Raw genomic sequence first — 23,626 nt, 5'->3', positions numbered from 1 at the left:
GGTCGCGGTCCCTCGCACTCAGAAGTCACATGCAGAAGTTGTGCCCGACCTTCCCCGCCACATCGGCCGCCTCGTCGTACGTCAACCACACGGCGCCCGCGCCCAGCACCAGGAGCGGCACCGCCAGCACCACTCCCAGCGCCGCGGGCCACGCGGGCAACTCGCCGGGTGCCCGGTACCGCGCATCCCACACATAGGCGGCGATGGCGGCTACGGCCGAGAGCGCCACCCCGTAGGCCGTGGCGTAAATACTCCACGGGACGGCGAGCCAGCGGCAGGCCGCCGACGTCCGGTCGTCGAGCGCATTCCCCTGCCGCCCCCAGACGACCAGGCAGGCGATGGCGAGGCAGGAGAGGAGGAGCACGGGGATGGCGCGCCGTTGCTTCGGCTTCATGGGACCTCATCGGTGGGCTCGGGAACCCGTAGCGTAGCGACGGCCGTCCGTATGGGTTCGTGAGGGGGCGGGACGACGCCTGTCAATCCCCGTCCGTACTCAGTCAGTTGAGGCGTGCCTGCTGGGTGACTGTCAGTACCAGTCGGTAAGCTTGGGGTGTTTGTTGCAGAGCACACGGGTTGACTGAGGGGTGGGGCTGAAGTGACGGTTACTGCTGACCAGGTCAGAGTGGAGTTGGAGACCCTCACGACCTTCAAGGCGGGTATCGATGAGGTGCTCAAGACGCTCCAAGGGAAGGACGCGCCTTCGACGTCCTTCGCGGATTCGCACCTCGTCGCCGATAACTTGGGCAACGGGTTCGAAGAGGTAGGCGAGTTACACGGCGCGTATGCCGCTGTGCAGGGAGACCTGGTAGCGCTGTCCAAGCTGCTGCATGACCAGATCGAGGCTCTGGAGCTCGCAACGCATAGCGCACACAATGGATATGTAGATACAGATCAGGCACAAAGGGACCAGATGTGGGCTGTGCAGAAAGACTTGATGCAGCACTACGTCCCGCCCAAGTCGGGCCCGTACGCCCCGTACCCGACGCAGCCAACCACGGAGTCCAAGGGCAAGCCGAATGACACCTCAGTGGCGACTTGATATGCGTGTGTTCATTCACAGTAGCAGGGGGGAGGGCTGACGTGGCTGACTCGGCAAGGGGCAGTGGGCACAGTGACCCGCGTCCCATGGTCAGTGAACATGCTTGTTCTCAGGACTTTTATTCCGTCAAACACGAGCAGCTGAAGGACATGGTTTTCAACGCCGATGCCGGCAGGGTTGCCGCTGTCGGAGACAGACTGAAGGCGGCGCATGAACAAATCAAGACCGTGGGCGAAAAGCTGAAGCAGCACATGTCCCGTGTCAAATGGGAAGGGGAAGGAGCGCAGGCCTTTCATAACTGGGGCGCGTCCATGGGCAACGCGGTTCTCGACCTGGCCGAGTACAGCAAGGCGGCCGGCGAGGCGATGGTACAGGCCTCTGTTGACATCGTTGATGCGCAGAACATGCCGCGCTACGACAAGTCGCTTCCCAAGGACGAGCAGCAGAAGAGGCAGCAGGAAGCGGCCAAGGCGGTCAAGAAGCTGGCGGAGTCCTACAACTCTGCGGGCGTCAAGATCGCTTCTGCGAAGCGGCCCAACTTTCCGCCTATGCCGTTGTCGATGCTGCCTGCTCCAAGGCACAGGGAGCACTTGGAGGATGTGCCTCTCAGTGGCCCCAATCGCGGATCGCTTGGCACTTCCTCGACGGGGCCGGCGACAATCAGCGATGCAAGTACGTCGGTGCCGTCCAAGCCAAGCGCTTCGAATCCCGGGAGCGATTTCCACCACACGAGCAGAGAAAGCGGGCCGCAGGGATCGCCTACTGGAGAACCCAGTCGGCCTCCCGTGCAGACGCATGTAGACGGGACTGTAATTACTCCTCCTTCGCCGCACGTACCCACGGTGCCGAATGGCGATGTCCCGCACCAGTCCCACCCCGTGGGGCTCCCGTCTTTGCCGCCAGTCCTTCCAGTTCCTCACTCCGGAATGACCGGCAATCAGCTACCCCCCGCCGGCGAGCCGGGTTCGACTGGCCCCACTGGCAAGTTCAGCGGACTCTCAAGGCAACTGCCGGTTGCGGGCACCCCTGAAGGGCCTGGTGTTGGTCGATTCGGTAGCGCTATGGGGCCCAGAGAGTTGCCGGGCGATGGCGTGGTCGGTGGATGCCCCGTACCTCGCGCCACTGGAGTAGGCACAACTCAACCCCCTCGGGGCACGGTTGTCGGCACGGAGCCTGGGAGTCCCCAGGCGCGCCCGCCAATGGCCCACGGTCCAGGAGCCGTAGGTTCCACTGCCGGAGCAAGTGGTCATTTCCGACCTGGCGGGGCCGTGTCTGGACGGCGTTTCGCATCCCAAACCGGCGGTGTAGTCGGCGGTTCTGCATCGCAACGGTCCACTGGCAGCGACAGGCCGTTCACCCCTGGAGGAGCCGGTCTCGTACGCGGTGCCAATGGAGGAAGCGGTGATCGTAAGAAGGGCAATGCAAGGCAAGGCAGGAGCCCTGACTACCTGACCGAAGAGGAAGAAACCTGGGCGCAGACTGACCGGCGAGTCGTGCCACCCGTCGTTGATTAACAGAGGAAGGAACAGGGACTAAATGCACCACAACTCAGATGCCGGTCCGCGCAGATGGAGCGGCATACTATGCGTTGTCGCGTCCCTCTTCCTTCTGGCCACGCCCACCCAACCTGCCCGTGCTGATACGCCACGCAGTCAACAGTGGTACCTGGACATGATGCACGCCGACGACGTTTGGGCGTCAAGCACTGGTAGTGGGATCACCGTTGCCGTCATCGACAGCGGGGTTGACCGTACGCTCCCCGACCTACAAGGCCAAGTGCTCCCCGGAAAAGACTTTTCCGGGGAGCCCGGCGACGAGTACACGGACCTCAACGGCCATGGCACCGTGATGGCGGTCCTCATCACCGGAACAGGCAAGGGGGTTGGGGGAGCGGGCACCAAGGGCCTTGCTCCGGATGCCAAGATCCTTCCATTGAGAGTCACGGGAGAGGGTGACCGTGGCGCACGAGTGGATGGCGAGACGTCAACCACATCAGCCATCCGGTTTGCCGCCGACTCCCCTGCAAAGATCATCAACATCTCCATGGGAGCTCCAGCGCGGAGTGAGGCGGAGGAGAAGGCGATTGAATACGCGATCTCCAAGGGCAAGTTGATTTTTGCCTCTGTTGGTAATGGGGGGCAAGAAGGTAACCTCCCTGAATATCCTGCAGCGGTCCCAGGAGTTGTGGGTGTTGGGGCGATCGGCAAGGACGCCAAGGTGACGGCGGAATCCGAAAGAGGCCCACAAGTAGCCCTTGTGGCTCCTGGTGACGACATGATTACCACGTGCCCAAGAAGGACGGGCCTCTGCAGCGGCCACGGCACAAGCGCCTCAACCGCCCTCGCCTCGGCCTCCGCCGCCCTCGTCTGGTCCAAGCACCCTGACTGGACCGCCAACCAAGTTCTCCGTGTCCTCATCAACACCGCCGGTCATCCCAAGAGCGGCGATAAACGCAATGACCAGGTCGGATACGGCCTTGCCCGCCCCCGCGTTGCCCTCACGGACCCGGGCGACCCAGGCCCCGCCGACATTCATCCGCTGACTGGCAAGCAGACGTCTAGGTTGGCGGCTTCCACGTCTCCGCAGCTGGCAAAGCCCAGTGCGCGGCCAACCGTGGACTCAGCTGTCAACTCCGCACGAGATGACGGCGGGGGCAGCAGCACGAAGTGGATTGTTGGAGGCATGGGGGCAGCTGCCCTCATCTGCGTAGCAATTGCCGTGCCGTTCGCCATCAACCGCCGACGCAGCCGTCTCCAGTCCACTGGTTCCCCGTCCCGCTATCGACCCTGAAACTCCGTAAGTGGTTAAACACTAGAGGAATTTTATTCATGAGTCCCATGCCTGCAGGCCCTGGCTATCGGATTGAAGCCGACGAGGTAGGAAAAGCCGCTGGAGCAGCACGTAAGGTAGCCAAAGAAATGCCTGAAGAGATCAAATCACTCTTCGGACCGTCTGATAGTGCCGTTTCAGGGGTTAGAGGTTGGCAGACCGGAAAAGAAGTTCACGAGTGCCTTGAGGCCTGGACGCAAGCCCTGCGTTCACTGGCAGGAATGGTCGAGAAGGCTAGCGAAAAGGTGGCGGGATCGGCAGGCAATTACAAAGCAACAGATCAGCATAATGGGGAATCCCTGAGATCCGGTGTTGACCTTCCAAAAAGCTGGCGGTGAGCATGAGAATATCTGACATAACAGAGGCCAAACCCCTGCTGCTAGTTGACGCGGGCAACGCCTGGGACGACCTTTCTGGAAAGTTTGGTGGCCACGCCCAGGACTGTGGAAAGTACCTTCAAGTTCAAGTGTTTGAAAAATGGCAAGGCGGTGTAGGTGCAGAATCGGCGGCTGATTACCTGGGCCGAGTGCGGGATGACTTGAACGTTGCTCGACAGGAAATTGAATCCGTGGGCACTGTATTGCGCGCAGCGGGTGAAGCAATTGCGGCCCTCCAGGGGCGCATGAAAAATTTGATCGCAGAGGCTAAAGAAGCAGGATTCACAGTTCATGACGACGGCTCCGTGACGGGGCCGGATCTCTCAAAGAAAGGTCTATCCTCAGCGGACCTTGGCGCTGCAGAGAGAGACCAAGCTGAGCGCATGAAGGGCTTTGCTGAGGGAATAGGCACTGTACTGAAGGACGCCCGAGCAGCGGACAAAGAGTATGCAGATGCACTGAGGACTTACACGGATGCAGGACGCCGCTGCACAAAGTCGAATGGGACTTGGTTCTTTGGATTCTTGGAGAACTATACTGCGCGAAGTGCCGATCGTGACCTACTCAAAGAAATCGGCATGCCGGACAAGAATGGGTCACCGACGGCAATCAATTCTTGGTGGAAAGGTTTGCCTCCCGAGCTGAGGGCCAAACTCCTGGAAGATCATCCATATATTCTCGGTAACCGTGACGGAATTCCAGCAGGCGATCGGGACAAGGCGAATCGAATCTACCTACCGATTCTCATCAGGAAGCTGGAGGACGAGTATCAAACCGCTTCGGGCAGTAAGAAGAGCGAGCTAAAAGATAAGATCGATGGCCTCCAGGGTATCCAAAAACAAATCCATGACAATCGAGGTGATATGCGGCCATACCTCCTCGGGATCGGTGAGGAAGGCAATGGGCGAGCCATCGTCTCATTCGGTAATCCGGATACTGCCAAGAATGTATCTGCCTACGTGCCTGGCCTCAATACAAAACTTGATGCACATTTTGCGGATTCTGATGTAGGTCGAGCCTTTAATGTTGCAGACAGAGCCGCTGTGATTGATCCTAAGAATCCGACTGCCTCAATCGTATGGCTTGGCTACGATGCTCCCCAAATGACAGGTGACCATGATCCAACGGACGTCATGTTTTCAGCAACAGCCCAACGGGGTGCGCCGATCTATGATCGGTTTCTTCAGGGGATTCGTGCCACTCATGAAGGCGACCCACCTCACGTGACGGCTCTGGGGCACTCGTATGGTTCCCTAGCTGTTGGGCAGGCAAGTCAGCAGAAAGGGGGTCTGCCGGCTGATGACGTTATTCTGGTGGGTAGCCCCGGAACCGGAGTGGATAAAGCGTCAGACCTCGGAGTGGGATCTGATCACGTCTATGTCGGGTCAGCAGAAAATGATCAGGTCACGCATCTGCCACCATCGGTTGGAAAGCTTAACCGTTGGATTGATTTGATAGCGCCAGGCGGAGAATTTTCGTTTGCGCACCAGGGGGCTTTTGGGCATGATCCGGCAAGTAGGGATTTTGGAGCTCACCGATTTTCCGTGGCCCCTGGCGAGGATACCGGAATTACGGGCCTGGCTAAGGGGAATACGCCAGCGCACTCCATCTATTTTGACCAAAGGGGTGGTGACTCCCTTGATAACATAGCGAAAATCGTAACCGGCCACGGTGATAAAATCAGCAAGGCGGCGCCGCGTTGAATACTAGAGTCCTGAGAGCGCGCTTTATCGGTGTCGCGGCACTGGCAGGAATCCTCGTTGGTTGCAGTGCTAGCGAAGTGCGTACTGAGCATGAACGCACGGAAAAGGAAGGGCTTGAGGTGAATATGCAACAGGCGGGGGATCGGGCTGAATCCATCCTCAATGAAACGCTTTTGGCGATCAAGCCCCCAGTGAAGTGGGATTACTCGCGGGCGAACGAGGTCGGGTGCAGTACGGGTCTGAATATCCCCACTGGTTCCGTAAGCGTGTGGCGTCGGCGCGTTGTCACCACTAAAGTGTCTGAGCAGCGTCGAGGAAGCTTCCTTGGAGTGGTGCAGCGGTACTGGGAGAGCCGCAGATACGAGATAGTAAGTGTCGATACAGACAAGGATCTCCCTGGCATTCGAGCTAAGACAGGTGATGGTTTTTCTATCGAGCTTGGCGTCGGTACTGTGGGCAACATTTTCTTTGTCGTTCAGTCGCCTTGCGTTAAAAAGTCTGAATTGACATACCCTAAGGGGACGCCAGGGAAGCATGGGCGCCCCGATCCGCATGTAGACTTGACTCCTCGATTTGAGTCCGACTTTTGGTCGGCGCAAACATACTTGACTCGGGACAAGAGCCATGGGTGAGTAGCCGTAATTGCCAATTCGGTTGAGTGTGCGGAGCCCCCGTGCGCAGATGGCTGCCAACGTCATCATCGGAATTTACAAGGCGATTTCGTCAGCCACGAAGGGAATAAGCAAGGGCATTCGTGATCTTAAATAATTCATGGCATCGCCTATAACTGTGCCGGCCGTCGGTAGCCTCACGGAAGATACATGCCCACTTCCTACTCTTCTTTGGCGCTGAGGGCCGATTGGCAAGGGCAGCGCAGCAACGCGAGAAGCGGCGTTGAGGAGCGGACTTGAGGACGAGCTCCTGACAGGCGAAAGCCCGAGGCAACAGGAGATCGCGCGTCATATACGAGCGGCTTGCAGTCGGCACACCTGGGGAACGGCTTTGCTGAGGTGGCCGAGCTTTACGGTGCTTACAGCACCGTTCACACCGACCTGACGACGCTGTCAAAGCTGTTGCATGACCAGATCGATGCGTTGCGGCTTGCCATTGGCGGCGCCCACAACAGCTATGCCGATACCGATACGGAACAGCGTGACCGTATGTGGGCGGTGCAGAAAGAACTGTTGAAGCACTACATTCCCGCAAAGGGAGATCCGTTCGTACCGTTGCCCAGCACGGGTCCGTCAGAAGACAAGCCTGGCAGCAACAAGGTGACCATGTGATGTCGAATCATTTCACCGAGTACGAGAGGAACATCCAGCGTGACTGACTCCGCAAAGGGAAACGGACCACGAGATCCCCGCACTTCGGTTCGTGAGCACAAGTGCTCCGAGGACTTCCACAATCTGCCGCATCAGAAACTGCAGGAGATGGTGGCAAACACCGATGTCGGTCAGCTCCGTGATGTTGCCCAACGGCTGATCGACGTCCAGGATCCGCTTGAGAAGATGGGCAACTCCCTCAAGGGAGATATGGCCCGTGTCGAGTGGGAGGGAGAGGGCGCCGACTCCTTCCATCTCTGGGGTGGCAAGATGGCCGACGCGGTCGTCCAGTTGGCTGAGTACAGCAAGAAGGTCGGCGAGGCGATGCAGCACGCCTCGGACAAGCTGGCCAGCGCGGTTGCCATGCCTAAGTTCTCGCAGGACGACCAGAAGAAGGTCAGTACATGGCTGGCTCATAGCGAACTGAACTTGGTGATCAGCAAAGTTCCCCCGCCCGGGACTTTCGTCAAAACCCTTCCTGGGGCGAGCGGGGTACCGAGTCAGCACGAGGCATATGACGCTCAGGTTCGCATGGACAAGGCGCATGCGGAAGCGGCTGAGCTGATGAAGGCATTGGCGGAGTCTTATAACTCAGCAGGAGTCCAGATTACTTCGGCTCCCAGGCCCAACTTTCCACCCATGCCAAGGGCAGTACTGCCGCGACCGAGAACTAACGACTGGGAGTACATTCCTGCGCCAAGCGGGCGCGCTCGCCAGGGATTTGCTCCGGAATCCGCAACTTCCTCGAGAGCTATGGCACCGTCTTCTGAGGAATCGGGACCGGTTCGGCCGGCCCAGCACGCCAGGACCGACGGCGTACCGGCACGTGATGGCGCGGACACGATACACACCATCCCGACAGAACACGCTGACCAGCCGCCGACCCATACGCATGTGGACAGTGGTGTGATTACGCCTCCGGCGCCAACCACACCGTCCGTGCCGACCTCGCCCCTTGGCGGCCCGACCCATCACTCACACACGAACGGCATTCCCGTCGGGTTGCCGCTGCCGTCCATTCCGGCAACTCCCGGACGCATCAAGCCCGGTAACCGCCCCGTCCAAGTTGGCGAGCTGCCCCCCAAAGGGCAGGAATCGGCACGCATCGGCATACCTGGGCAAAGCCCAGTTGCGCGCGTCCCACAACAAAGCCCATTCGGCCCAGGAAGGCTCGCAGTACCTGCCCCTGGCCTGCCCGCCGACGGCATTGTCGGCGGGCGCCCGACGCCGCGCATGACCGGGCAAACGTCCAGCCAGATGCCGAGAGGCACAGTAATTGGAACGGAGCCGGGCCAGCCCCAAGGCCGTCCCCCGATGGCGTACGGGTCAGGAGGTTTGGGCTCACCGGGGGCTGCGACTGGCCGGACAGGTACTGGTGGGGTAACCGCTGGGCGCCGCCTGGCGTCTGAGGCCGGCGGTGTCGTCGGCGGTTCTCCGACCCGACGTCCATCCGTTGCCAACCGGCCTTTCACGCCAGGTGGAACAGGCCTAGTGGCGAAGGATGAACAGAAGGAACGTCGTGGCGGCAAGAGCTTGCAACAAGCCTCCCGACCGGACTTCCTGGTTGAGGAAGAGGCCACTTGGGAGCAGGGGCGACAGCAAGTCGTACCACCCGTTGTCGACTGATAAGGGTGAAGGAAGGGGAAGCACTCAACCCATGTATAGGGGTAAGTATCCATATGCGTAAGAGACGCTCTACCGTGGTACTGGGCCTTGCGCTCCCCTTCCTTCTGCTGACACCGAGCACGTCGGCACAGGCGGATTCCGTTCGATCGCAACAGTGGTATCTGGATGCGATGGACGCAGATGAAATGTGGAAGACGAGCACGGGTTCCGGCATTACTGTGGCCGTTGTAGACACGGGCGTGCAGGCGGATCTTCCAGGTCTTCGTGGTCAAGTGCTTCCGGGAAGAGACTTCTCGGGTCTGCCCGGCGGTGCTACCTCGGACTACGAGGGCCACGGGACCATGATGGCGGAGTTCGTTGCTGCTAACGGAAAGGGGGATGGCGGGGAGGGCGGTTTCGGTCTTGCTCCCGGAGCGAAGATCCTACCCGTGCGGGTGGTTACGGATAAAGTACCCGAGGCGCTTGCGGTTGCTGGCCACGCCCCGAACCTGGATGCAGACTTCGCGAAGGCAATCCGATACGCGGCTGATTCTGATGCCCGCATCATCAGCATTTCACTGGCCAACACGGATGAAAACAAGCTGGAGGCAGCGGCGCTCAACTATGCATTGGCAAAGGGGAAGTTGGTCTTTGCCGCTGCCGGGAACTCCGGGCAGAAGGGTAACTATGTCCTTTACCCCGCTGCCCATCCGGGTGTGGTAGGCGTAGGCGCGGTCAACAAGGATTTGGAGGTAACAGCCGAATCCGAGCGCGGACCGCAGGTGGCTCTTGTCGCTCCTGGCGACGACATGCACTCAAGCTGCAAAGGGGGAACTGGAGTATGCGCGAGCCACGGAACCAGTGATGCCACCGCCCTGGCCTCTGCCGCCGCTGCCCTTGTCTGGTCCAAGCACCCTGACTGGACCGCCAACCAGGTTCTCCGCGTCCTCATCAACACAGCCGGCCGCGCCCAAAGCGGCGAGCAGCGCAACGACAAAGTCGGTTACGGCTTGATTCGGCCACGAATTGCCCTCAAGGATCCCGGTGACCCAGGGCCAGCCAACGTTAGCCCCTTGACTGGGAAGGCTACTTCCGATGAGCGGAACTCGCCCTTCGCTCAGCTACCAGAATCAACAGCTGGAAGCGTAGTGTCACCAACCGAGAAATCCACAAAACGGCACAGCGGCGTCGGCTTGAAATGGGTTGCGTGCGTCATCGCAGTAATTGCACTTGGCGGTTTGGGGCTTGCAGTAAGCGTAATTATCCGACGACGTCGCGCTGGATCCCTCTCCACCGACACATCTCGGTCAAATTGCGAGCCTTATCGATAGCCGGTTTGTAGTTACCTTTACCTGAACAAGTGGGCAGAGCTGCCCGCATTGGCCTGGTATAGCGGATGCTACGACTCGCGTATACGCGTCTTTTCTTTACACATCCATCATGGCGCGAATGACCTTTCAAAATAGTTCCGCGATCTCTGAAGATTGGATGAGATGTCGTCACTCGATGAATGGGAGCAAGCCAAACGGGATGCGTCTCTCGGCGTCCAAATGAGGCTTGCAAGTGCGGAAGGAAAGAGCTCTTGGGGAGGGGGTAATGGTGCAGGAGGTGTGAAATCTGACAGAAAAGCGTGGAGCGATGCCGGGACTGCGGTTAGCCGCCTGCGTGGAAATGCAAAAACTGCCCTTGGTGGGCTCGAGCACGGTCAAAAAGGGGCGAGCGTTAAGGGTGGTGTGCTGAGTGCAGCAGCACAGCGAGAGGTCTACGAATCCTGGAAGCGCTACCTTGAGGCAGTGAGTGGCAGGTGCGGAGCAATTCAGGAAGTGCTTGAAAAAGCTGGAAAAATGCAGCATCAAAACGATGGCGAGATAAGTAAAGAGTTTGATTCCATGAGAGGGCGCTACAAGGACACCCCTGCTATCGGCGGCCAAGAAGGGAAGTGATCACTGAACCATGGACTTCGCGGAACTGAACTCTTTGAAGCCATCGGATTTCGTAGATGCAGCGAATGGATACCGTACCACTGGGGACATGGCCAGCGAGGCTAAAGATAGCCTTGAGAACCAGATCACTGCAGATATGCGGAAATACCTCGAGGGCGAGGCTGCGGAAGCAGCTGACCGTCAGCTACGGGAACTAGCCAAAGATTTCCACTACATGCAAGCGGAATGTGGGCTGGTCAGTACCGCCCTCAGGGCATTCGCTTCCGACATAAGTGTCGCTAAAAAGAAACTTGACGGTGCTATCGAGGATGCCCGTGCCCAGGGCTTTACGGTGCGGTCCGACGGATCTGTTAGCTACCCGGCTGCCGGTAAGGAAGTAGACGGTAAGTTGCCGGCTGGTAGCACGGTACAGGGGGCAACCGACGAGACGGCTCGCGCAATCCAACAGCAGGCAGGCAACATCGATCCGAACCCTAATCGTGCCCGTGCATACAAGATTGCTGACCAAATAGCTACAGCCCTCAAGGAAGCAACGGAGGTCGACGCGAAGTGGGCTTCAAAATTAAGAGGACTAAAAGCCGATGATGACCTGACCGTGTCCGAGCAGGACTGGGCTGATGTCAAGAAGGACATGGATAGCATCCGGCAAGGGGCTAAGGATTACTTGGCTCACATTAAGCCGCCGCCTAAGGGTGATGACCCGGAAGCAAATGCCGAATGGTGGAAGGGGAGATCCGAGCAGGGAAAAGCTGATTACGTCTCTATGTACCCTGACGCGATTGGCGCCATGGATGGCCTGCCTGCGACGGTACGTGATGAAGCAAACCGTGTTGTATTTGACGAGAAGCATGCGCAATACCAGCTGCAACTGGATGCGATACCTAAGGAGCCGCCAAAATTTGGCGATATTCGCCGGGCAGCCCGCGGTATGGGGCCGTCCGACGAGTGGAATGCATGGAACGATAAATATGCGGAAAGGCGTCAGCAGCTTCAGTCTGCCCTGCATGGCATGGAGGCTATACAGAAACGTTTTGACAGCACCGGCGGCAAAGATGGCCTACCCGAGGCATATCTGCTTGCCTTTGATCCGGAAGGGGACGGCAGGGTCGTCCTGGCGACAGGCAATCCAGACACTGCCGACCACACGGCGATGTATGTTCCCGGCACGAAGACGCACTTGGGGAGTATCAACGGAGATCTAAACCGTGGTGCGACGCTATGGCGGCAGAGTCACAGGCTGGATCCCGATGCAAAGATTTCAACTATTACCTGGTTCAACTACGATGCTCCAGATGATATCCCGCATGCCATAAGGCCTGGGTATGCAGAGGAGGGTGGCCCCACGCTGCGCGAATTTCTTGACGGCGCTAGAGCAGCCCACCAACAAGCCACCGGAAGCACTGCTCACACGACGGTTATAGGACATAGCTACGGCAGCACGGTTGTGGGTGAGGCTGCAAGGGGGCACTGGCCGGATGGAGCTCTGGCTGCCGACGACGTGATTGCTGTGGGAAGCCCGGGTATGCGAGCGAAACATGCGATCGATCTAGGTATCAAACCTGATCACATGTGGGCTGAGAAGGCTGGTGACACCTTTAGCGACGACTGGTTCGTCCGAGAGGGGGGACGGTATGTGGGACTCGGAAAAGATTTCACTATACCCACGGACAAGGAGTTTGGAAGCATCGTCATGAAATCGGATGCCGAAGGTCATAGTGACTACTGGAATGTGGGTAAAGATGGAGACGACCCTTCTGAGAGTGTCAAGAACCAGGCGCGCGTGATTGTTGGCGATTACAAAGGTGTGACACGTGAATAATGTGAAACTTGCATGGTCGTCCACAGCCCGGAAAATGCTGCTACCGATGGTCGGAGTCGCGACGTCGTTGATCCTGATGGGGTGTTCTTCTATGAACGTTGATCCGGATAGTAGTGCGAGTAAAAGGGATAAGGCTGAGAGCAAGCTCGGATATAAACCAGAAGTACGCCCCGTAAAGTCGGCTGAGGAGGAAGTTAATGCGATCTCCAGCAAGCTGCTCGACTGGATGGGAGTCCAAGGCAAGGTAACCCAACCCGGAGCAGCCCTCGGTACCTGTGAGGCCATTGATCCCGAGCTGAAGACGCACTACAAAGTGCAACACCCCTGGTCTGTCTACGACCTGAAGAAAGGCACGTTTGAGGAGGCGATGAAGAACCTCCGTCAGAAATTGCCGAAACATGGGTGGACCATCACAAAGGATGGCGAGACGAAGTCAGAAGCTAGGAACCCAGAGATCGTGGCGGAGAACGCGTCAACGCATCATGTGGTGCGGGTCGAGTGGGCAAAGAACAGGTCGGGAGGGCTCAAGCAGCTAATCAGCGTCGACGTCGACTCCCGCTGTTACGAAGCACCGGAGGGCACACAGCTTAAGTAAGACTTGGAGTCTGCCACGGCATCGCTTCCGGCTCTGACTGTTGCTGCAGTGGGCTTCACTCCGAAGAGATTCACGATGGAGGTTAGCCGCACCAGAAATTCTTATCGACTGGTCGGGGCCGGGTGAGGCGGCGGCTCCCTTTCTGGGTGTTGGCGGCAGGTTCGCCATGGTTATTCTTCTGCTTATAGGTGGTGGCTGGACAGGGATGACTGGCGTCGCAGTGAGCGCCAGTTCCGCGCGTTCATCCGGCGTCCCACAGGCAGTGGTCAGCGAGGGTGCGACCCTTGTGCCGGCGAAGACAGCAGCACAACCCCGACCTCCGGATAATGGGAAAGCTGCCGGGGCCGGGGTGGCGTTGTGCGAGACCAGTCACTTCAGGGATGTGTGCCAGTACCGGTGCAAGGTTTCCCGATAGGCGGTGTGTGAGGGGTTGCCCGCAGAGTGCTGATTGGCCCAGTTTCGGGCCGGCTGGAACTGCTGGGCCTGTCCGGAGCGGAGCGAGCAAGTCAGGCGCTCCAGCTCATGTGTGACTTTCGGGACGCCCATGACCTTAACGAGGGTGGGTCTCCAGCGATTACGCTGGGCGGTGACGTGTTCGCTCATCTACCCCATCCTTCGGTCGAGTTGACGGCCTTGACTTTGGCGCTCAGTGCCTCGGCCGACGTTGCCGGCCGTAGGTCTGCTGGCTTGGCATCCCATTCCAGCCCTCCCCGAAGCGGCCGGAGTTGGATGCGATTTTCCAGGTGATCCATCACTTGGCCAATTCGGCCGCATGCGGTGTCCATCACCAACGAGCCTTTTGCGGGTGCCGGGCGTCCGGTCTGATCCATGGTGCTCACTTGCGCACCTCGGGGCCCATGGCATGGGGTGGGTGGACGGAGATCCTCCGGGGTGTCGGCCACAGCAGGTTTGCGTCCGGAATGTCCGGATGGATGTATGCCGTTGTGGCGGTGGATCGGTGACGGATGATGACGGTCAAGTCGACGCTCCTGTCCGCGGTTTGGCTGGTGGTCAAGCCGTTTGTGCGGTCGTGAGGCCTCTCACCGTAGGGGCGGTATAACGGTGAGTGGGCACGCGGAGTGCGTGCCTTGTTGTCTGACTTGCCGGGGGCCTGATGGACACGAGGGGCATCGGTCGGCGGATCGCCTACTGGCGTGCGCATCGGCGCATGACACAGGCCGATTTCGGTGCGCTCATGGGGCAGTCACGGCGTTGGGTGCAGGACCTGGAGGGTGGCCAGCGGCAACAGGATCCCCGGCTGTCGGTGGTCGAGCGGGCCGCCCAGGTGTTGGGGGTCCCGTTGGAGCGACTGCTGTCCGACTCCGTCACTGGTGGGGGTGAATGCGCGGGGCCCGTTGAGATCGAGCAGATGTGGGCTGTGCTTCAGGGACACGATCTCATCGCCGGAACCTGTGGTGACAGCGATGCCGAGCCCGTGCCCGTTGATCTGTTGCGCCGCAACCTGGCGTACAGCCGGGTTGCTTTCCAGGCGGGTCACTTCGCGAGCCTCGGCCGTTTGGTGCCCGAGCTGTTGCTTGACGCCAATCGCGCGGCAGCTCGGCATGAGGGTGATGAGCAACTGGAGTCCTTGCAGGTGCTGTCGCTGGCGTTGGAGTTGGCCGAGGCGGCCGCTATCAAGTACGGCGACTGTGATCTGGCATGGCTGGCTGGGCATCGGGCAGTGGCGGCGGCTGGACGGTCTGGTGATCCGGTGGCCATGGCCTCTGCGGCCCGGCATCTCGCAGATGCGATGACCCACCGAGGACAGGCGCGAGCGGCAGCCGAGTTCGCCGTAACCGCGGCTGAGCGGCTGGAGGCGGAACTGCTCACGCGAGGTAGGGACGGGCTGAGCGTTCTTGGAATGCTGTACCTCAAGGCCGCGATGGCGCAGGCGGCGGTTGTCGAGTCCGGTGACGGCTATGCGGGAGCGGCCGAAGCCGCCGTTCCTGCCTTGCTTGAGGAGGCGGCCGCACGGGCCGTGCAGCTCGGCGGCGACGGCAACGCGATGTGGACCGCTTTCGGGCCGACGAATGTTGCCCTTCACCGTGTCGCTGCGCACGTTCAACTCTCTCAGGGAGCTGATGCGCTGGCTGTCGCCCAGGGCATTTCTGCCCCCGCGCGTGCGGCGCTGCCCCGTGAACGCCGTGCCCACCATCTCGCTGACCTGGCACGTGCGTTCACCCAGGCAGGTCGCCGCGAGGATGCAGTGGATACCTTGCTGGACGCCGAGCGGGAGGCGGCGGAAGAGGTGCGCTGTCGGCCGCGTACTCGTCGGCTCGTCGAGGATCTGCGGTTGCTTGGCGCGGGTGCTGCCGAGGGACGCTTGCGGACGCTGGCCGGGCGCTGTGGACTCCCTGCATGAACAAGCGGAGTCTTTATCTGATTGCCTGTGCTGCTCCTCCCGTCCGGCGGATCGATGTCCCCATCCGCGCCGCGCAGTACGCCGGCTGGGACGTTTGCCTGATCCTGACGCCGTATGCGTACCGCTGGGCTGCCGAGGACATGAACGGGGAGATCGATCGTTTGCAGAGGCTGACCGGGCACCCCGTTCGCCACCAGTACAAGTTGCCGTCTCAGGAGGACGTCCTGCCTGCCCCGGATGCGCTCCTGGTCGCTCCGCTGACCTCGAACTCCCTCAACAAGTGGGCGGCTGGGATCAGCGACACCCTGGCCTTGGGCCTTATCACTGAGGGCATCGGTCTGGGCTTGCCCATCGTTGCCCTGCCGCATTGGAACGCCGCCCAGGGAAAGCATCCGGCAGTTCCCCGGAGCGTCGAGACACTACGGTCGGCGGGCGTAACCGTCCTGCTTGGCAAGGACGGGTTTGTTCCGCACGAGCCACGGCAGGGCAACTTGGACGCGTACCCGTGGCAGGCCGCGATTGACGCACTTCCCGGGTAGTCCACATTGGTTGCCGGAAGGTGGGATGGTCACCGTCACTCCGCCGGCACCCGCATCCCCCCGAACCTCCGCCGTCCGCTTGGCCGCGGCCTTCAGGCCCATGTTGTCCTCGGCATAGGACGCCGTGGCCACCGTGCTGTGGTCGCTCCAGCCGCAGATGGTCATGGAGCCGGTGGTGCCGTAGCGGGAGTACTCCCAGCACCTCGCAGGTGATGGGTTCTTCGGTGCCGGGCGGGTCAACTCGCGGGCCGTGGGGTGATGAGGAGGGGCGGTCGCAACTCCGTCTCGGTCGCTACCCCTGGCGGATACATTTTTAGGATCCCGGTAGAGCAATAAGTGACTTTTCCCAGTCATCCGTTGAGCGAGAAGCGTTCTGGAAACCAGCCGAGAGATAGAGTATTCCACTTCTCAGTACTGGGATCGGCTCGGTTGCCGTGATCGCCTCGGGTACGGTGGGGTCATAGCGCCGGACAATGGTTGGCGTGCCGTTGTCCGGATTGAACTTCACAAGGAGGCTCAGGTCGGATGTGCTTCCTGAGCTGTAGGCGAAGATGTCCTGCGTGTCGGAGTCAACCAGCTTGTATGTCTGCATGCGGATGTTCGTTTCCTGAACCCACAGTTGCTTGCCGGTGGTCAACGACCAAGCGGCGACCTTGTTGGTCTGTGACTTATCGCTGTCCAGGTAGTGCTCCTTTTCGGCGATGACGAAGATCTTGTCGCCTTTGACCTGGACGTCGCGAGTCGGGGTACTACCGTCATCATCTATATCGAGCGCGTGGTGACCGGGGCCGATGGCCAGGTGGCGTCGCACCTGACCGTTGTCATCTATCACCGTCATGCGCAAATGATCACCCTGGTCAGGCTCATCAATGATGATCGGTGAGGTGGAGAGCACCCGGGTGTCCAGCCCTGCTTCGGTCCGGTAGCGCCATTGATCGCGCCCTGTTCCTGAGTCAACTGCCGAAAGGTAGTAGATGTTTGAGTATCCAGAGCAGTGCTGAATTCGGACCAGTTGCTTCCCGCCGGTGTATTGCGTTGTCCGGCAAAGGCCCGAGCTCTTGCCATGGACTTCAGGATCCTTCCACAAGAGTTTTCCGTCGGAGACGCGGAAGGCGGTGGGGAGGTGTTTGTCCGTCGATACCACCACCGTTCCCCCGCTACGGGCGATGCGGGTACCGTTCGTGGTGGCCCACTGGTCAGGCGGGATGGTGCGTTCCCAGAGAACCCGCCTGGCCGCAAGATCGACTGCGTAGAAAGCGTCGCACTCTTCGCCGCGTCCGTAGGCGAGCACCACGATGTTGTCGGTGGCCTCGGTGGACCCTTGGCAAATCGACTGATTTCTCCGTGGAACTGGGATGCTCCACAGGAGCTTTCCAGTCCCTTGGTCGAAGCCGTGGATGCCTTCCGGGCGTGCCTTGACTACGGTCCTGTCCATGAACCAAATGCCGCGCACCATCACCGGGTTGGTAAACGCGGAATTGCCGTCGGGGATGCTCCAGGGGAGCCTGGTGGGGCCGTGGTATTCCTTGGCCACTGGCTTGCCGGTGCCGCGAGAACCGATGAATGCCCACAGCCCGGCGGTCACGGCGACTGCCAGGGCGAGGGCTGTGATGGACCAGAGTGCGATCACGGCCACGTCGCGCTCACGAGGGCCGTTGGTCGGCAGGGGTCCGGCGGCGGGCGGGGCCAGGTAAAAGTCGCCCTGGTGCTGGTTGTTCATCGTAATGGGCCTCCCCGCGTCTCCGCTCACTCCGCCCGCACTCGCATATCGTCGCGAATGCTCGCCATCTGATTCGCGGCCGCGTGGAGGTCGATGAGGTCAGCAGATGGTGTGAAGGAGGCTGTGGCCATCGTGCTGTGATCGCTCCATCCGCAGACGGTCATGGAGCCACTGTCGCCATTGCGGTTCACATCCAGGACTTCACAAGTGACCGGCTCATCGGAGCCGTTCGGCGTGATCTCGCGAGCCGGGGTGGTGACATGGGTGCCGTCGGTCTCGTTTATACCCTGCAGCATGCCTTTCATCGCCTGCTTGGGGCTGCGTATATGCCCGTAAAGGCCAACTACGGTGACTACTTGAGGACCTGTGCTGGAGCCGGCGGTGTACTGGCCCGCAGCCCCCTTTGCGTCACGCTTATTGATGCCGGAGCGCTGTCCTATTTTGTCGGTCAGTGTTTGGGTCATGTCCTGGGCCAGGGTGTACCGGCCGTGCAGCAGGGTCCTGGGGACGGTGAGCCGGTAGCGCGGGGAGGAGCCGTCGTCGGAGTTGCTGAGCAGGACGGCTGCGAGCAGGCCGAGGCAGACTACGGCGGCTATGGAGCCGAGGACGATGCCGATGATTGCCCCGGGGCCCAGCCCGCGCCGCGGCGGCGGGACCGGCGGGCCGCCCCATGGGTAGGGGTAGGGATAGGGCGGGGGCGCCGCCCCGTAGGGGTTCGGAGGGTAGGGCTGCTGCGGAGGTGAGGGCGGGGGCGGAGGCATCGTCATGCGGGGGTCCTCGTCGGCTAGTTGGCCTGATCAAGTTTGCCGGGTGGTCCGGGTATGGCCACGACCAGGGGCAGGTGGAGTGGGCATGCCTACTCGCTGGTCGCGGTCATGGCCCAGAGGAGGAGAGCGCTGACGAAGAACGCTTGGCAGGCGGTGACGCTGGCCGAGATGGCGGTTGTCGCGGCGCCGAGGAGGGTGGCGGTGATGGCCAGGGTGCGGCCGTAAGGGTCCGGGCGCCGCTTGAGGTCTTTGTGCGCCTGGAGGCCGAGGAGCAAGGCGGTGAAACTCGGGGCGAGGGCCAAGGGGGCGCTGTAGAGGCTCCAGAGCAACAGGACCGTGGAGAGGAGGCCGAGGGCAAGGGCCGTCCAGGCGGTGCGGTGAGGGTGCTGGGCCTCGGCGGTGTTGGGGGCAGGACCTGTCTGAATGCTCATTCGGTGATGTCTCCGGTCACGGCTCGGGCAGTGAGGAAGGGCGTCCGCGCACTGGCCAGGTCCGGCAGGGTGCATTCGCGGCGGAAGGCCGGAGCGCAGGTGCCCATGACTATGGCGACGTAGGGGAAATTGGTCGGATTCCCGGGGTATTTGGGGGCAGATGGGCCGGGAAAGTGACCACAGGTGGTGCGGCCGTGGGGATGAGAGAGGTGAATTCGGGGGTGAGGGGCGGGGATTGGCGGGTGCGGGAAGGTGGCGTGGGTGTTCTGGCGGGCGCTGGGAGGAGCCGCGTCAGGGAAGGAGGGAGGTGAAGTGGGCCAGTTCGCCAAGGGAGATGATGAGCGCGGCCGCGGCGAGGACGAGTCCCGCTATGGCCATGCCCCGGTCTCGGGCGGAGAGGCCGTCGGGGGTGTCCGCCGCGGCGAGGCCGCACAACAGGGCGGTGGTGGCGGCGAGGAAGGCTAGGGCCGCGCCGGCCGGTCGCCCGATGGCTGTGAGCAGGAGGGCCGGGAGGGCCAGGGCCACGGAGGCGAGGCAGGTGCCTTCCCTGGGGGAAGGGCGGGGAGTCGTGGTCATGGCTCGACCGTATGGATGGGCGAGGGGGCCGCACATGAGTCGGGATACTCAGAAGGTGCGGAAATGCTGCTCAGAGGCCGTGACCGGAATCGAACCGGCGTAACTCGCTTTGCAGGCGAGCCCCTCAACCACTCGGGCACACGGCCGTGTTGTCGTCGTGTCTACGACCATAGGGGCGCGCGAGGGGTGCCACAACGGGTGCGGGCCGCCCGCCACAAGGTCGTCATGCCGCGTTCACACCGGCTCCCGCCCCGCCAGGAAGTCCTCGACCAGGGGGCGGAACATCTCCGGTTCGTCGACCCAGGGATAGTGGCCGACGCCGAAGAGCGGGTGCAGCCAGGAGGTGCGTGGGGGGAAGGAGGCGGCGACCAGTTCGCCGGCCCGCATGCCGGTGACGGCGTCGCGGTCGCCGGTGATGACCAGGACGGGGCAGTGGACGTCCTGGAGGCGTTCCAGGACGGCCCGGCAGGCGGCCTCGTCGACGCCCTGCCAGAAGGCGGCCCGGGGGACCGGGTTCAACTGGTCCGGCTCGGTGGCGGCGTGGGCGCGCTGGGGGGCGTCCCAGCGTCCGTAGGCGAGGGGGGCGGCGCGCAGCAGCAGGGACCGGGCCTCGGCGAAGTCGCGGGTGTCGGGGAGGGAGTGGACGGCCACATAGGCGTCCACCCACCAGTCCTCGGCGGCCCGGGACTCGAAGATCTCCTCGGCGTCGGTGGGGAGTTCGCCCTGGAGGCGGGAGCCGGGGGTGACCAGGATCAGGCGGCTGAGGCGGTCGGGGTAGGAGGCGGCGTAGGCCTGGGCGGTGGCGCAGGCGGCGTCATGGGCGAGCAGGGCGAAGCGCTCCAGGCCGAGGTGGGTGCGCAGGGACTCCAGGTCCTCGGCCAGGGCCGGGAAGGCATAGGCCAGCGGGTCGGGGGCGGCGGGGGAGGCGCCGGTGCCCCGGCTGTCGGGTGTGATCAGGGTGTGGCGGGCGTCCAGGCCGCCGAGGTCGCCCAGGTAGGCCGCGTCCCGGCCGGGGCCGCCGGCCAGGCAGATCAGGGGCGGGGTGGCGGCGCCGTCGCGCGCGGGGCGCAGGTGGTAGGCGAGTTCGGCGCCGTCGTAAGAGTTGTATGAGCCAGAGGTTTGCGGCATAGGTCCAAGGTTGCCGGAGTTGAGGGTGGGGTATCCAGAAGCAACCCCAGGTCACTCACTCGTCTATCCCAAATTCCGCTTATGATTCAGGTGTGTTCGACTCCCGGCACATCAAGACCTTCCACGCGGTGGTGACGGCCGGGTCGTACTCGGCGGCCGCCCGGGCGCTGGGCTATACCCAGCCCGCGGTCACCCAGCAGATGAAGGCGCTCGAACGGTCCGTGGGGACGCCCCTGTTCACCCGGGTGGGGCGCGGGATGCGGCTGACCGAGGCCGGGGAGGCGCTGGCCCGGCACGCGGAGACCATTCTGCACAGCCTCACCGTGGCGCAGCAGCAGATGAGTTCGCTGACCCGGCTGCGGGCGGGGCGGGTGCGGGTGTGTGCCTTCCCCAGCGCGGGGGCCACCCTGATACCCGAGGCGCTGGCCCGGCTGGCGGCGGACCATCCGGGCGTGCGGGTGGAGCTGCTGGAGGGGGAGCCGCCGGAGTCGCTGCGCCGGCTGGTGCGCGGTGAGTGCGACATCACCCTGGCCTTCACCTATCCGGGGCTGCACGAGGAGGTCCCGGAGGAGCTGGCGGAGATACCGCTGCTGGAGGACCAGCTGACGGTGCTGCTGCCGGCCGGGCACCCACTGGCCCGCCGCCGGGCGGTGAAGCTGGCGGACCTGATGGACGAGCGCTGGATCGCCGGGTGTCTGCGCTGCCGGTCCAATTTCCTGCATGAGTGCGCCGAGGTGGGCTTCGCCCCGGACATCGCGTTCACCACGGACGACAACCTGGTGGTGCAGTCGCTGGTGGCGGAGGGGCTGGGGGTGGCGATGATGCCGGGGCTGGTGCTGTCCTTTCTGCGGCATGACAAGGTGACGGTCCGGGCGCTGGACCCGGCCTCCCGGCGGCAGGTGTCGGCCTATGTGCTGCGTGAGCACCTGCGGGTGCCGGCCACCGCCCTGGTGCTGGACGAGCTGAGGGCCGCCGCGGAGCGACGGGTCGGCTGCTGAGGGTATCCGTCGAGGCCCCGTCCATAAGCGGGAGTTGGCGACCGGTGAAGAGATCGTCGTTGGACGTGATGGATCCGGGGTCCGACGCTGCCTACATGACCACAACCACCGTACCCGTGACGACCGCGCGGCTCGCGCGGCTTGTCGAGGACATCCGGGAGGCGGTGGGCCGCGGCCTGCCGCCCGACATCACGGCCTATCTGGCCGGTGAACGGCTCGCGGCCCACCTGGGCGCGGACGACCTGCTCACCGAGGAACAGTGCGAGGGCGACCCCGAGCGCTACCGCCAGCATGTGCTGCACACCGAGCCGGACGGCAGCTTCTCGGTGGTGGCGCTGGTCTGGCTGCCGGGGCAGCGGACCAGCATCCATGACCATGTCTCCTGGGGCGTGGCCGGGGTGCACCGGGGCGTGGAGAGCGAGCGGCGCTACCGCCTGGTGCCGGACGGCACCACCGCCCGGCTGGTCGCCACCGCGGAGGTGACCAACGCCCAGGGCGAGGTGAGCGCGTTCGCGCCGCCGGGGGACATCCATCGAGTGCACAACTCCTGTACGCAGAAGGCGATTTCCATTCACATCTACGGTGCTGACGTGGTCCGGCTGGGATCCAGCGTCCGGCGTGTGTACGACCTGCCGGCCGACGAGATCTGATGGCGGTCGTTGATCCGGGTCGGACGAAGACAGGCGCGAAGGCCAGGACCGGCGGCGGCGCGCGGATACCGTCCGCGCCGCGGGCCGCGGCCGGCAAGCTGCCCGGGCTGGCGGCGGCCGCCGGCGGGGTCGCCCTGGCCTGGGCGGTGCACTGGCTGGTGCCGACGGTTCCGCTGCTCACCGCGGCCGTGGTGCTGGGCATCACGGCCGCCCATCTGCCGGGCGTACGGCCGTGGATACGGGGCGCCGGGCGACCGGGGCTGACGCTGGCCGGGAAACGGCTGATGCGGGTGGGCATCGTGCTGCTGGGGCTGAAGCTCAGCCTGCACGATGTGCTGGGCCTGGGCTGGGCGACGGTGGCCATGGTGCTGGCGGTGGTGGCGGCCACCTTCTTCGGCACCCTGTGGCTGGGGCGGAAGCTGGGGCTGCGCGGAGACCAGCCGCTGCTGATCGCCACCGGCTACTCGATCTGCGGCGCCTCCGCGATCGGCGCGGTCAGCGAGGTGGCGGGCAGCGATGAGGAGGATGTGGCCACCTCGGTGGCGCTGGTGACCCTCTGCGGCACCCTGGCCATCGCCGTACTGCCGCTGCTGCACCATCCCCTGGGGTTGGACGACGGGCAGTTCGGCCGTTGGGTGGGAGCCAGTGTGCACGATGTGGGGCAGGTGGTGGCCACCGCGCAGACCGCCGGGCCGTCGGCGCTCGGTGAGGCGGTGCTGGTGAAGCTGATGCGGGTGGCGCTGCTGGCGCCGCTGGTGGCCGCGGTCGCGGTGTCGGCGCGCCGGCGCCGGCGGGGCGCTCCGGTGTCCGGCAAGCGGCCGGCCCTGGTGCCGCTGTTTGTGCTGGGGTTCCTGGCGATGGTGCTGGTGCGGAGCACGGGCCTGGTGCCGGGCAGGGTGCTGGACGATGCTCAGCACATCCAGGAACTGCTGCTGGCGGCCGCCCTGTTCGGGCTGGGCAGCGCGGTGCACCTGCCCTCGCTGACCCGTACCGGGGCGCGGGTCGCGGCGCTGGGGCTGTGCTCCTGGGTGGTGGTCGCCGGGGTTTCCTACGGGGGCGTCCTGCTGACGACCTGAGTCCGCGCGGATGGCGCATACACGCCGCCATGGAGTAGCCCCTGGTCGCCCTCCCTAGATGACTGATGCCAAGGGCTTGCTGGCGCGCATGAGATGAAGCGAGGGAGCCCAAAGATCGGTTGTGACGCCAGATCTGGACTCCCTCGC

General features: G+C 62.7%; 20 protein-coding genes and 1 tRNA gene. 14 read left to right on the top strand and 7 right to left on the bottom strand.

Annotated elements, in window-relative coordinates; genetic code table 11:
- Positions 1–25: 25 nt before the first annotated feature.
- A complete protein-coding gene (locus ACIHFE_RS34110) occupies positions 26–394 on the bottom strand; it encodes a hypothetical protein (protein ID WP_400112904.1) in 369 nt (122 codons plus the stop codon).
- A 228-nt stretch (positions 395–622) separates the two neighbouring features.
- On the opposite strand from ACIHFE_RS34110, the gene ACIHFE_RS34105 reads away from it, so the two are divergent.
- The 11 genes from ACIHFE_RS34105 to ACIHFE_RS34055 all read left to right on the top strand — a co-directional run bounded on the left by ACIHFE_RS34105 (position 623) and on the right by ACIHFE_RS34055 (position 16,133).
- A complete protein-coding gene (locus ACIHFE_RS34105; protein WP_400112902.1) occupies positions 623–1,039 on the top strand; it encodes a hypothetical protein in 417 nt (138 codons plus the stop codon).
- 1,671 nt (positions 1,040–2,710) lie between these two features.
- A complete protein-coding gene (gene mycP / locus ACIHFE_RS34100; protein WP_400112900.1) occupies positions 2,711–3,829 on the top strand; it encodes a type VII secretion-associated serine protease mycosin in 1,119 nt (372 codons plus the stop codon).
- A gap of 38 nt (positions 3,830–3,867) precedes the next feature.
- On the top strand, positions 3,868–4,206 hold the full coding sequence (locus ACIHFE_RS34095; RefSeq protein WP_400112898.1) for a WXG100 family type VII secretion target: 339 nt from the start codon (positions 3,868–3,870) through the stop codon (positions 4,204–4,206).
- 2 nt (positions 4,207–4,208) lie between these two features.
- Positions 4,209–5,948, top strand: coding sequence for an alpha/beta hydrolase (locus ACIHFE_RS34090; RefSeq protein WP_400112913.1), 1,740 nt, complete (start codon positions 4,209–4,211; stop codon positions 5,946–5,948).
- 974 nt (positions 5,949–6,922) lie between these two features.
- Positions 6,923–7,231: a hypothetical protein gene (locus tag ACIHFE_RS34085; protein WP_400112896.1), complete on the top strand. Its 309-nt coding sequence runs from the start codon at positions 6,923–6,925 to the stop codon at positions 7,229–7,231.
- A 1,718-nt stretch (positions 7,232–8,949) separates the two neighbouring features.
- Positions 8,950–10,206, top strand: coding sequence for a type VII secretion-associated serine protease mycosin (gene mycP / locus ACIHFE_RS34080; RefSeq protein WP_400112894.1), 1,257 nt, complete (start codon positions 8,950–8,952; stop codon positions 10,204–10,206).
- A 279-nt stretch (positions 10,207–10,485) separates the two neighbouring features.
- Entirely contained in the window at positions 10,486–10,818 is a 333-nt protein-coding gene (locus ACIHFE_RS34075) for a hypothetical protein (RefSeq protein ID WP_400112892.1), read from the top strand.
- A 10-nt stretch (positions 10,819–10,828) separates the two neighbouring features.
- Entirely contained in the window at positions 10,829–12,637 is a 1,809-nt protein-coding gene (locus ACIHFE_RS34070; protein WP_400112890.1) for an alpha/beta hydrolase, read from the top strand.
- Positions 12,630–13,232 carry a hypothetical protein gene (locus tag ACIHFE_RS34065; protein ID WP_400112888.1) on the top strand — a complete coding sequence of 201 codons (603 nt, stop codon included), beginning with the start codon at positions 12,630–12,632 and terminating at the stop codon, positions 13,230–13,232. The genes ACIHFE_RS34070 and ACIHFE_RS34065 overlap by 8 nt, the downstream gene beginning before the upstream one ends.
- A 1,114-nt stretch (positions 13,233–14,346) precedes the next feature.
- Positions 14,347–15,594: a helix-turn-helix domain-containing protein gene (locus ACIHFE_RS34060; RefSeq protein WP_400112887.1), complete on the top strand. Its 1,248-nt coding sequence runs from the start codon at positions 14,347–14,349 to the stop codon at positions 15,592–15,594.
- Complete coding sequence (locus ACIHFE_RS34055; protein WP_400112885.1) at positions 15,591–16,133, top strand: flavoprotein; 543 nt, start codon at positions 15,591–15,593, stop codon at positions 16,131–16,133. The genes ACIHFE_RS34060 and ACIHFE_RS34055 overlap by 4 nt, the downstream gene beginning before the upstream one ends.
- Positions 16,134–16,446: 313 nt before the next feature.
- Here the strand turns inward: ACIHFE_RS34055 and ACIHFE_RS34050 are convergent, their stop codons facing one another.
- The 6 genes from ACIHFE_RS34050 to ACIHFE_RS34025 all read right to left on the bottom strand — a co-directional run bounded on the left by ACIHFE_RS34050 (position 16,447) and on the right by ACIHFE_RS34025 (position 20,755).
- Positions 16,447–17,853 (bottom strand): PQQ-binding-like beta-propeller repeat protein, encoded by a 1,407-nt coding sequence (locus tag ACIHFE_RS34050; protein ID WP_400112884.1) that lies wholly within the window; start codon positions 17,851–17,853, stop codon positions 16,447–16,449.
- Positions 17,854–17,879: 26 nt separating this feature from the next.
- A complete protein-coding gene (locus tag ACIHFE_RS34045) occupies positions 17,880–18,620 on the bottom strand; it encodes a hypothetical protein (protein ID WP_400112882.1) in 741 nt (246 codons plus the stop codon).
- An 89-nt stretch (positions 18,621–18,709) separates the two neighbouring features.
- Complete coding sequence (locus ACIHFE_RS34040) at positions 18,710–19,051, bottom strand: hypothetical protein (RefSeq protein ID WP_400112879.1); 342 nt, start codon at positions 19,049–19,051, stop codon at positions 18,710–18,712.
- Between the two features lie 291 nt (positions 19,052–19,342).
- Positions 19,343–19,627 (bottom strand): hypothetical protein, encoded by a 285-nt coding sequence (locus ACIHFE_RS34035; protein WP_400112877.1) that lies wholly within the window; start codon positions 19,625–19,627, stop codon positions 19,343–19,345.
- 74 nt (positions 19,628–19,701) lie between these two features.
- A tRNA-Cys gene (locus ACIHFE_RS34030) sits at positions 19,702–19,773 on the bottom strand.
- 88 nt (positions 19,774–19,861) lie between these two features.
- On the bottom strand, positions 19,862–20,755 hold the full coding sequence (locus tag ACIHFE_RS34025) for an alpha/beta fold hydrolase (RefSeq protein ID WP_400112876.1): 894 nt from the start codon (positions 20,753–20,755) through the stop codon (positions 19,862–19,864).
- 92 nt (positions 20,756–20,847) lie between these two features.
- Between ACIHFE_RS34025 and ACIHFE_RS34020 the strand changes: the two genes are divergently transcribed.
- From ACIHFE_RS34020 to ACIHFE_RS34010, 3 genes are all read left to right on the top strand, one after another.
- Positions 20,848–21,753, top strand: a complete 906-nt coding sequence (locus tag ACIHFE_RS34020; protein ID WP_400112874.1) for a LysR family transcriptional regulator — start codon at positions 20,848–20,850, stop codon at positions 21,751–21,753.
- Positions 21,754–21,848: 95 nt separating this feature from the next.
- The gene (locus ACIHFE_RS34015) at positions 21,849–22,403 is read left to right on the top strand and encodes a cysteine dioxygenase (RefSeq protein ID WP_400112871.1); all 555 of its coding nucleotides are present in this window, start codon (positions 21,849–21,851) and stop codon (positions 22,401–22,403) included.
- Entirely contained in the window at positions 22,403–23,479 is a 1,077-nt protein-coding gene (locus ACIHFE_RS34010; protein ID WP_400112870.1) for a YeiH family protein, read from the top strand. Before ACIHFE_RS34015 ends, ACIHFE_RS34010 begins: the two co-directional genes overlap by 1 nt.
- Positions 23,480–23,626 lie beyond the last annotated feature (147 nt).

The organism is Streptomyces sp. NPDC052396, from assembly GCF_044593195.1.
Lineage (GTDB): Bacteria > Actinomycetota > Actinomycetes > Streptomycetales > Streptomycetaceae > Streptomyces.
Note: the sequence above shows the minus strand (reverse complement) of the source record. Positions and strands in the feature narration are given on the sequence as shown.

Coding starts and splice junctions, on each gene's coding strand:
- ACIHFE_RS34090 (WP_400112913.1), top strand. CDS start 4,209: ATGAGAATATCTGACATAACAGAGGCCAAACCCCTGCTGCTAGTTGAC.
- ACIHFE_RS34010 (WP_400112870.1), top strand. CDS start 22,403: ATGGCGGTCGTTGATCCGGGTCGGACGAAGACAGGCGCGAAGGCCAGG.
- ACIHFE_RS34055 (WP_400112885.1), top strand. CDS start 15,591: ATGAACAAGCGGAGTCTTTATCTGATTGCCTGTGCTGCTCCTCCCGTC.
- ACIHFE_RS34070 (WP_400112890.1), top strand. CDS start 10,829: ATGGACTTCGCGGAACTGAACTCTTTGAAGCCATCGGATTTCGTAGAT.
- ACIHFE_RS34035 (WP_400112877.1), bottom strand. CDS start 19,627: ATGACCACGACTCCCCGCCCTTCCCCCAGGGAAGGCACCTGCCTCGCC.
- mycP (WP_400112894.1), top strand. CDS start 8,950: ATGCGTAAGAGACGCTCTACCGTGGTACTGGGCCTTGCGCTCCCCTTC.
- ACIHFE_RS34040 (WP_400112879.1), bottom strand. CDS start 19,051: ATGAGCATTCAGACAGGTCCTGCCCCCAACACCGCCGAGGCCCAGCAC.
- ACIHFE_RS34050 (WP_400112884.1), bottom strand. CDS start 17,853: ATGAACAACCAGCACCAGGGCGACTTTTACCTGGCCCCGCCCGCCGCC.
- ACIHFE_RS34095 (WP_400112898.1), top strand. CDS start 3,868: ATGAGTCCCATGCCTGCAGGCCCTGGCTATCGGATTGAAGCCGACGAG.
- ACIHFE_RS34045 (WP_400112882.1), bottom strand. CDS start 18,620: ATGACGATGCCTCCGCCCCCGCCCTCACCTCCGCAGCAGCCCTACCCT.
- mycP (WP_400112900.1), top strand. CDS start 2,711: ATGATGCACGCCGACGACGTTTGGGCGTCAAGCACTGGTAGTGGGATC.
- ACIHFE_RS34015 (WP_400112871.1), top strand. CDS start 21,849: ATGACCACAACCACCGTACCCGTGACGACCGCGCGGCTCGCGCGGCTT.
- ACIHFE_RS34025 (WP_400112876.1), bottom strand. CDS start 20,755: ATGCCGCAAACCTCTGGCTCATACAACTCTTACGACGGCGCCGAACTC.
- ACIHFE_RS34060 (WP_400112887.1), top strand. CDS start 14,347: ATGGACACGAGGGGCATCGGTCGGCGGATCGCCTACTGGCGTGCGCAT.
- ACIHFE_RS34110 (WP_400112904.1), bottom strand. CDS start 394: ATGAAGCCGAAGCAACGGCGCGCCATCCCCGTGCTCCTCCTCTCCTGC.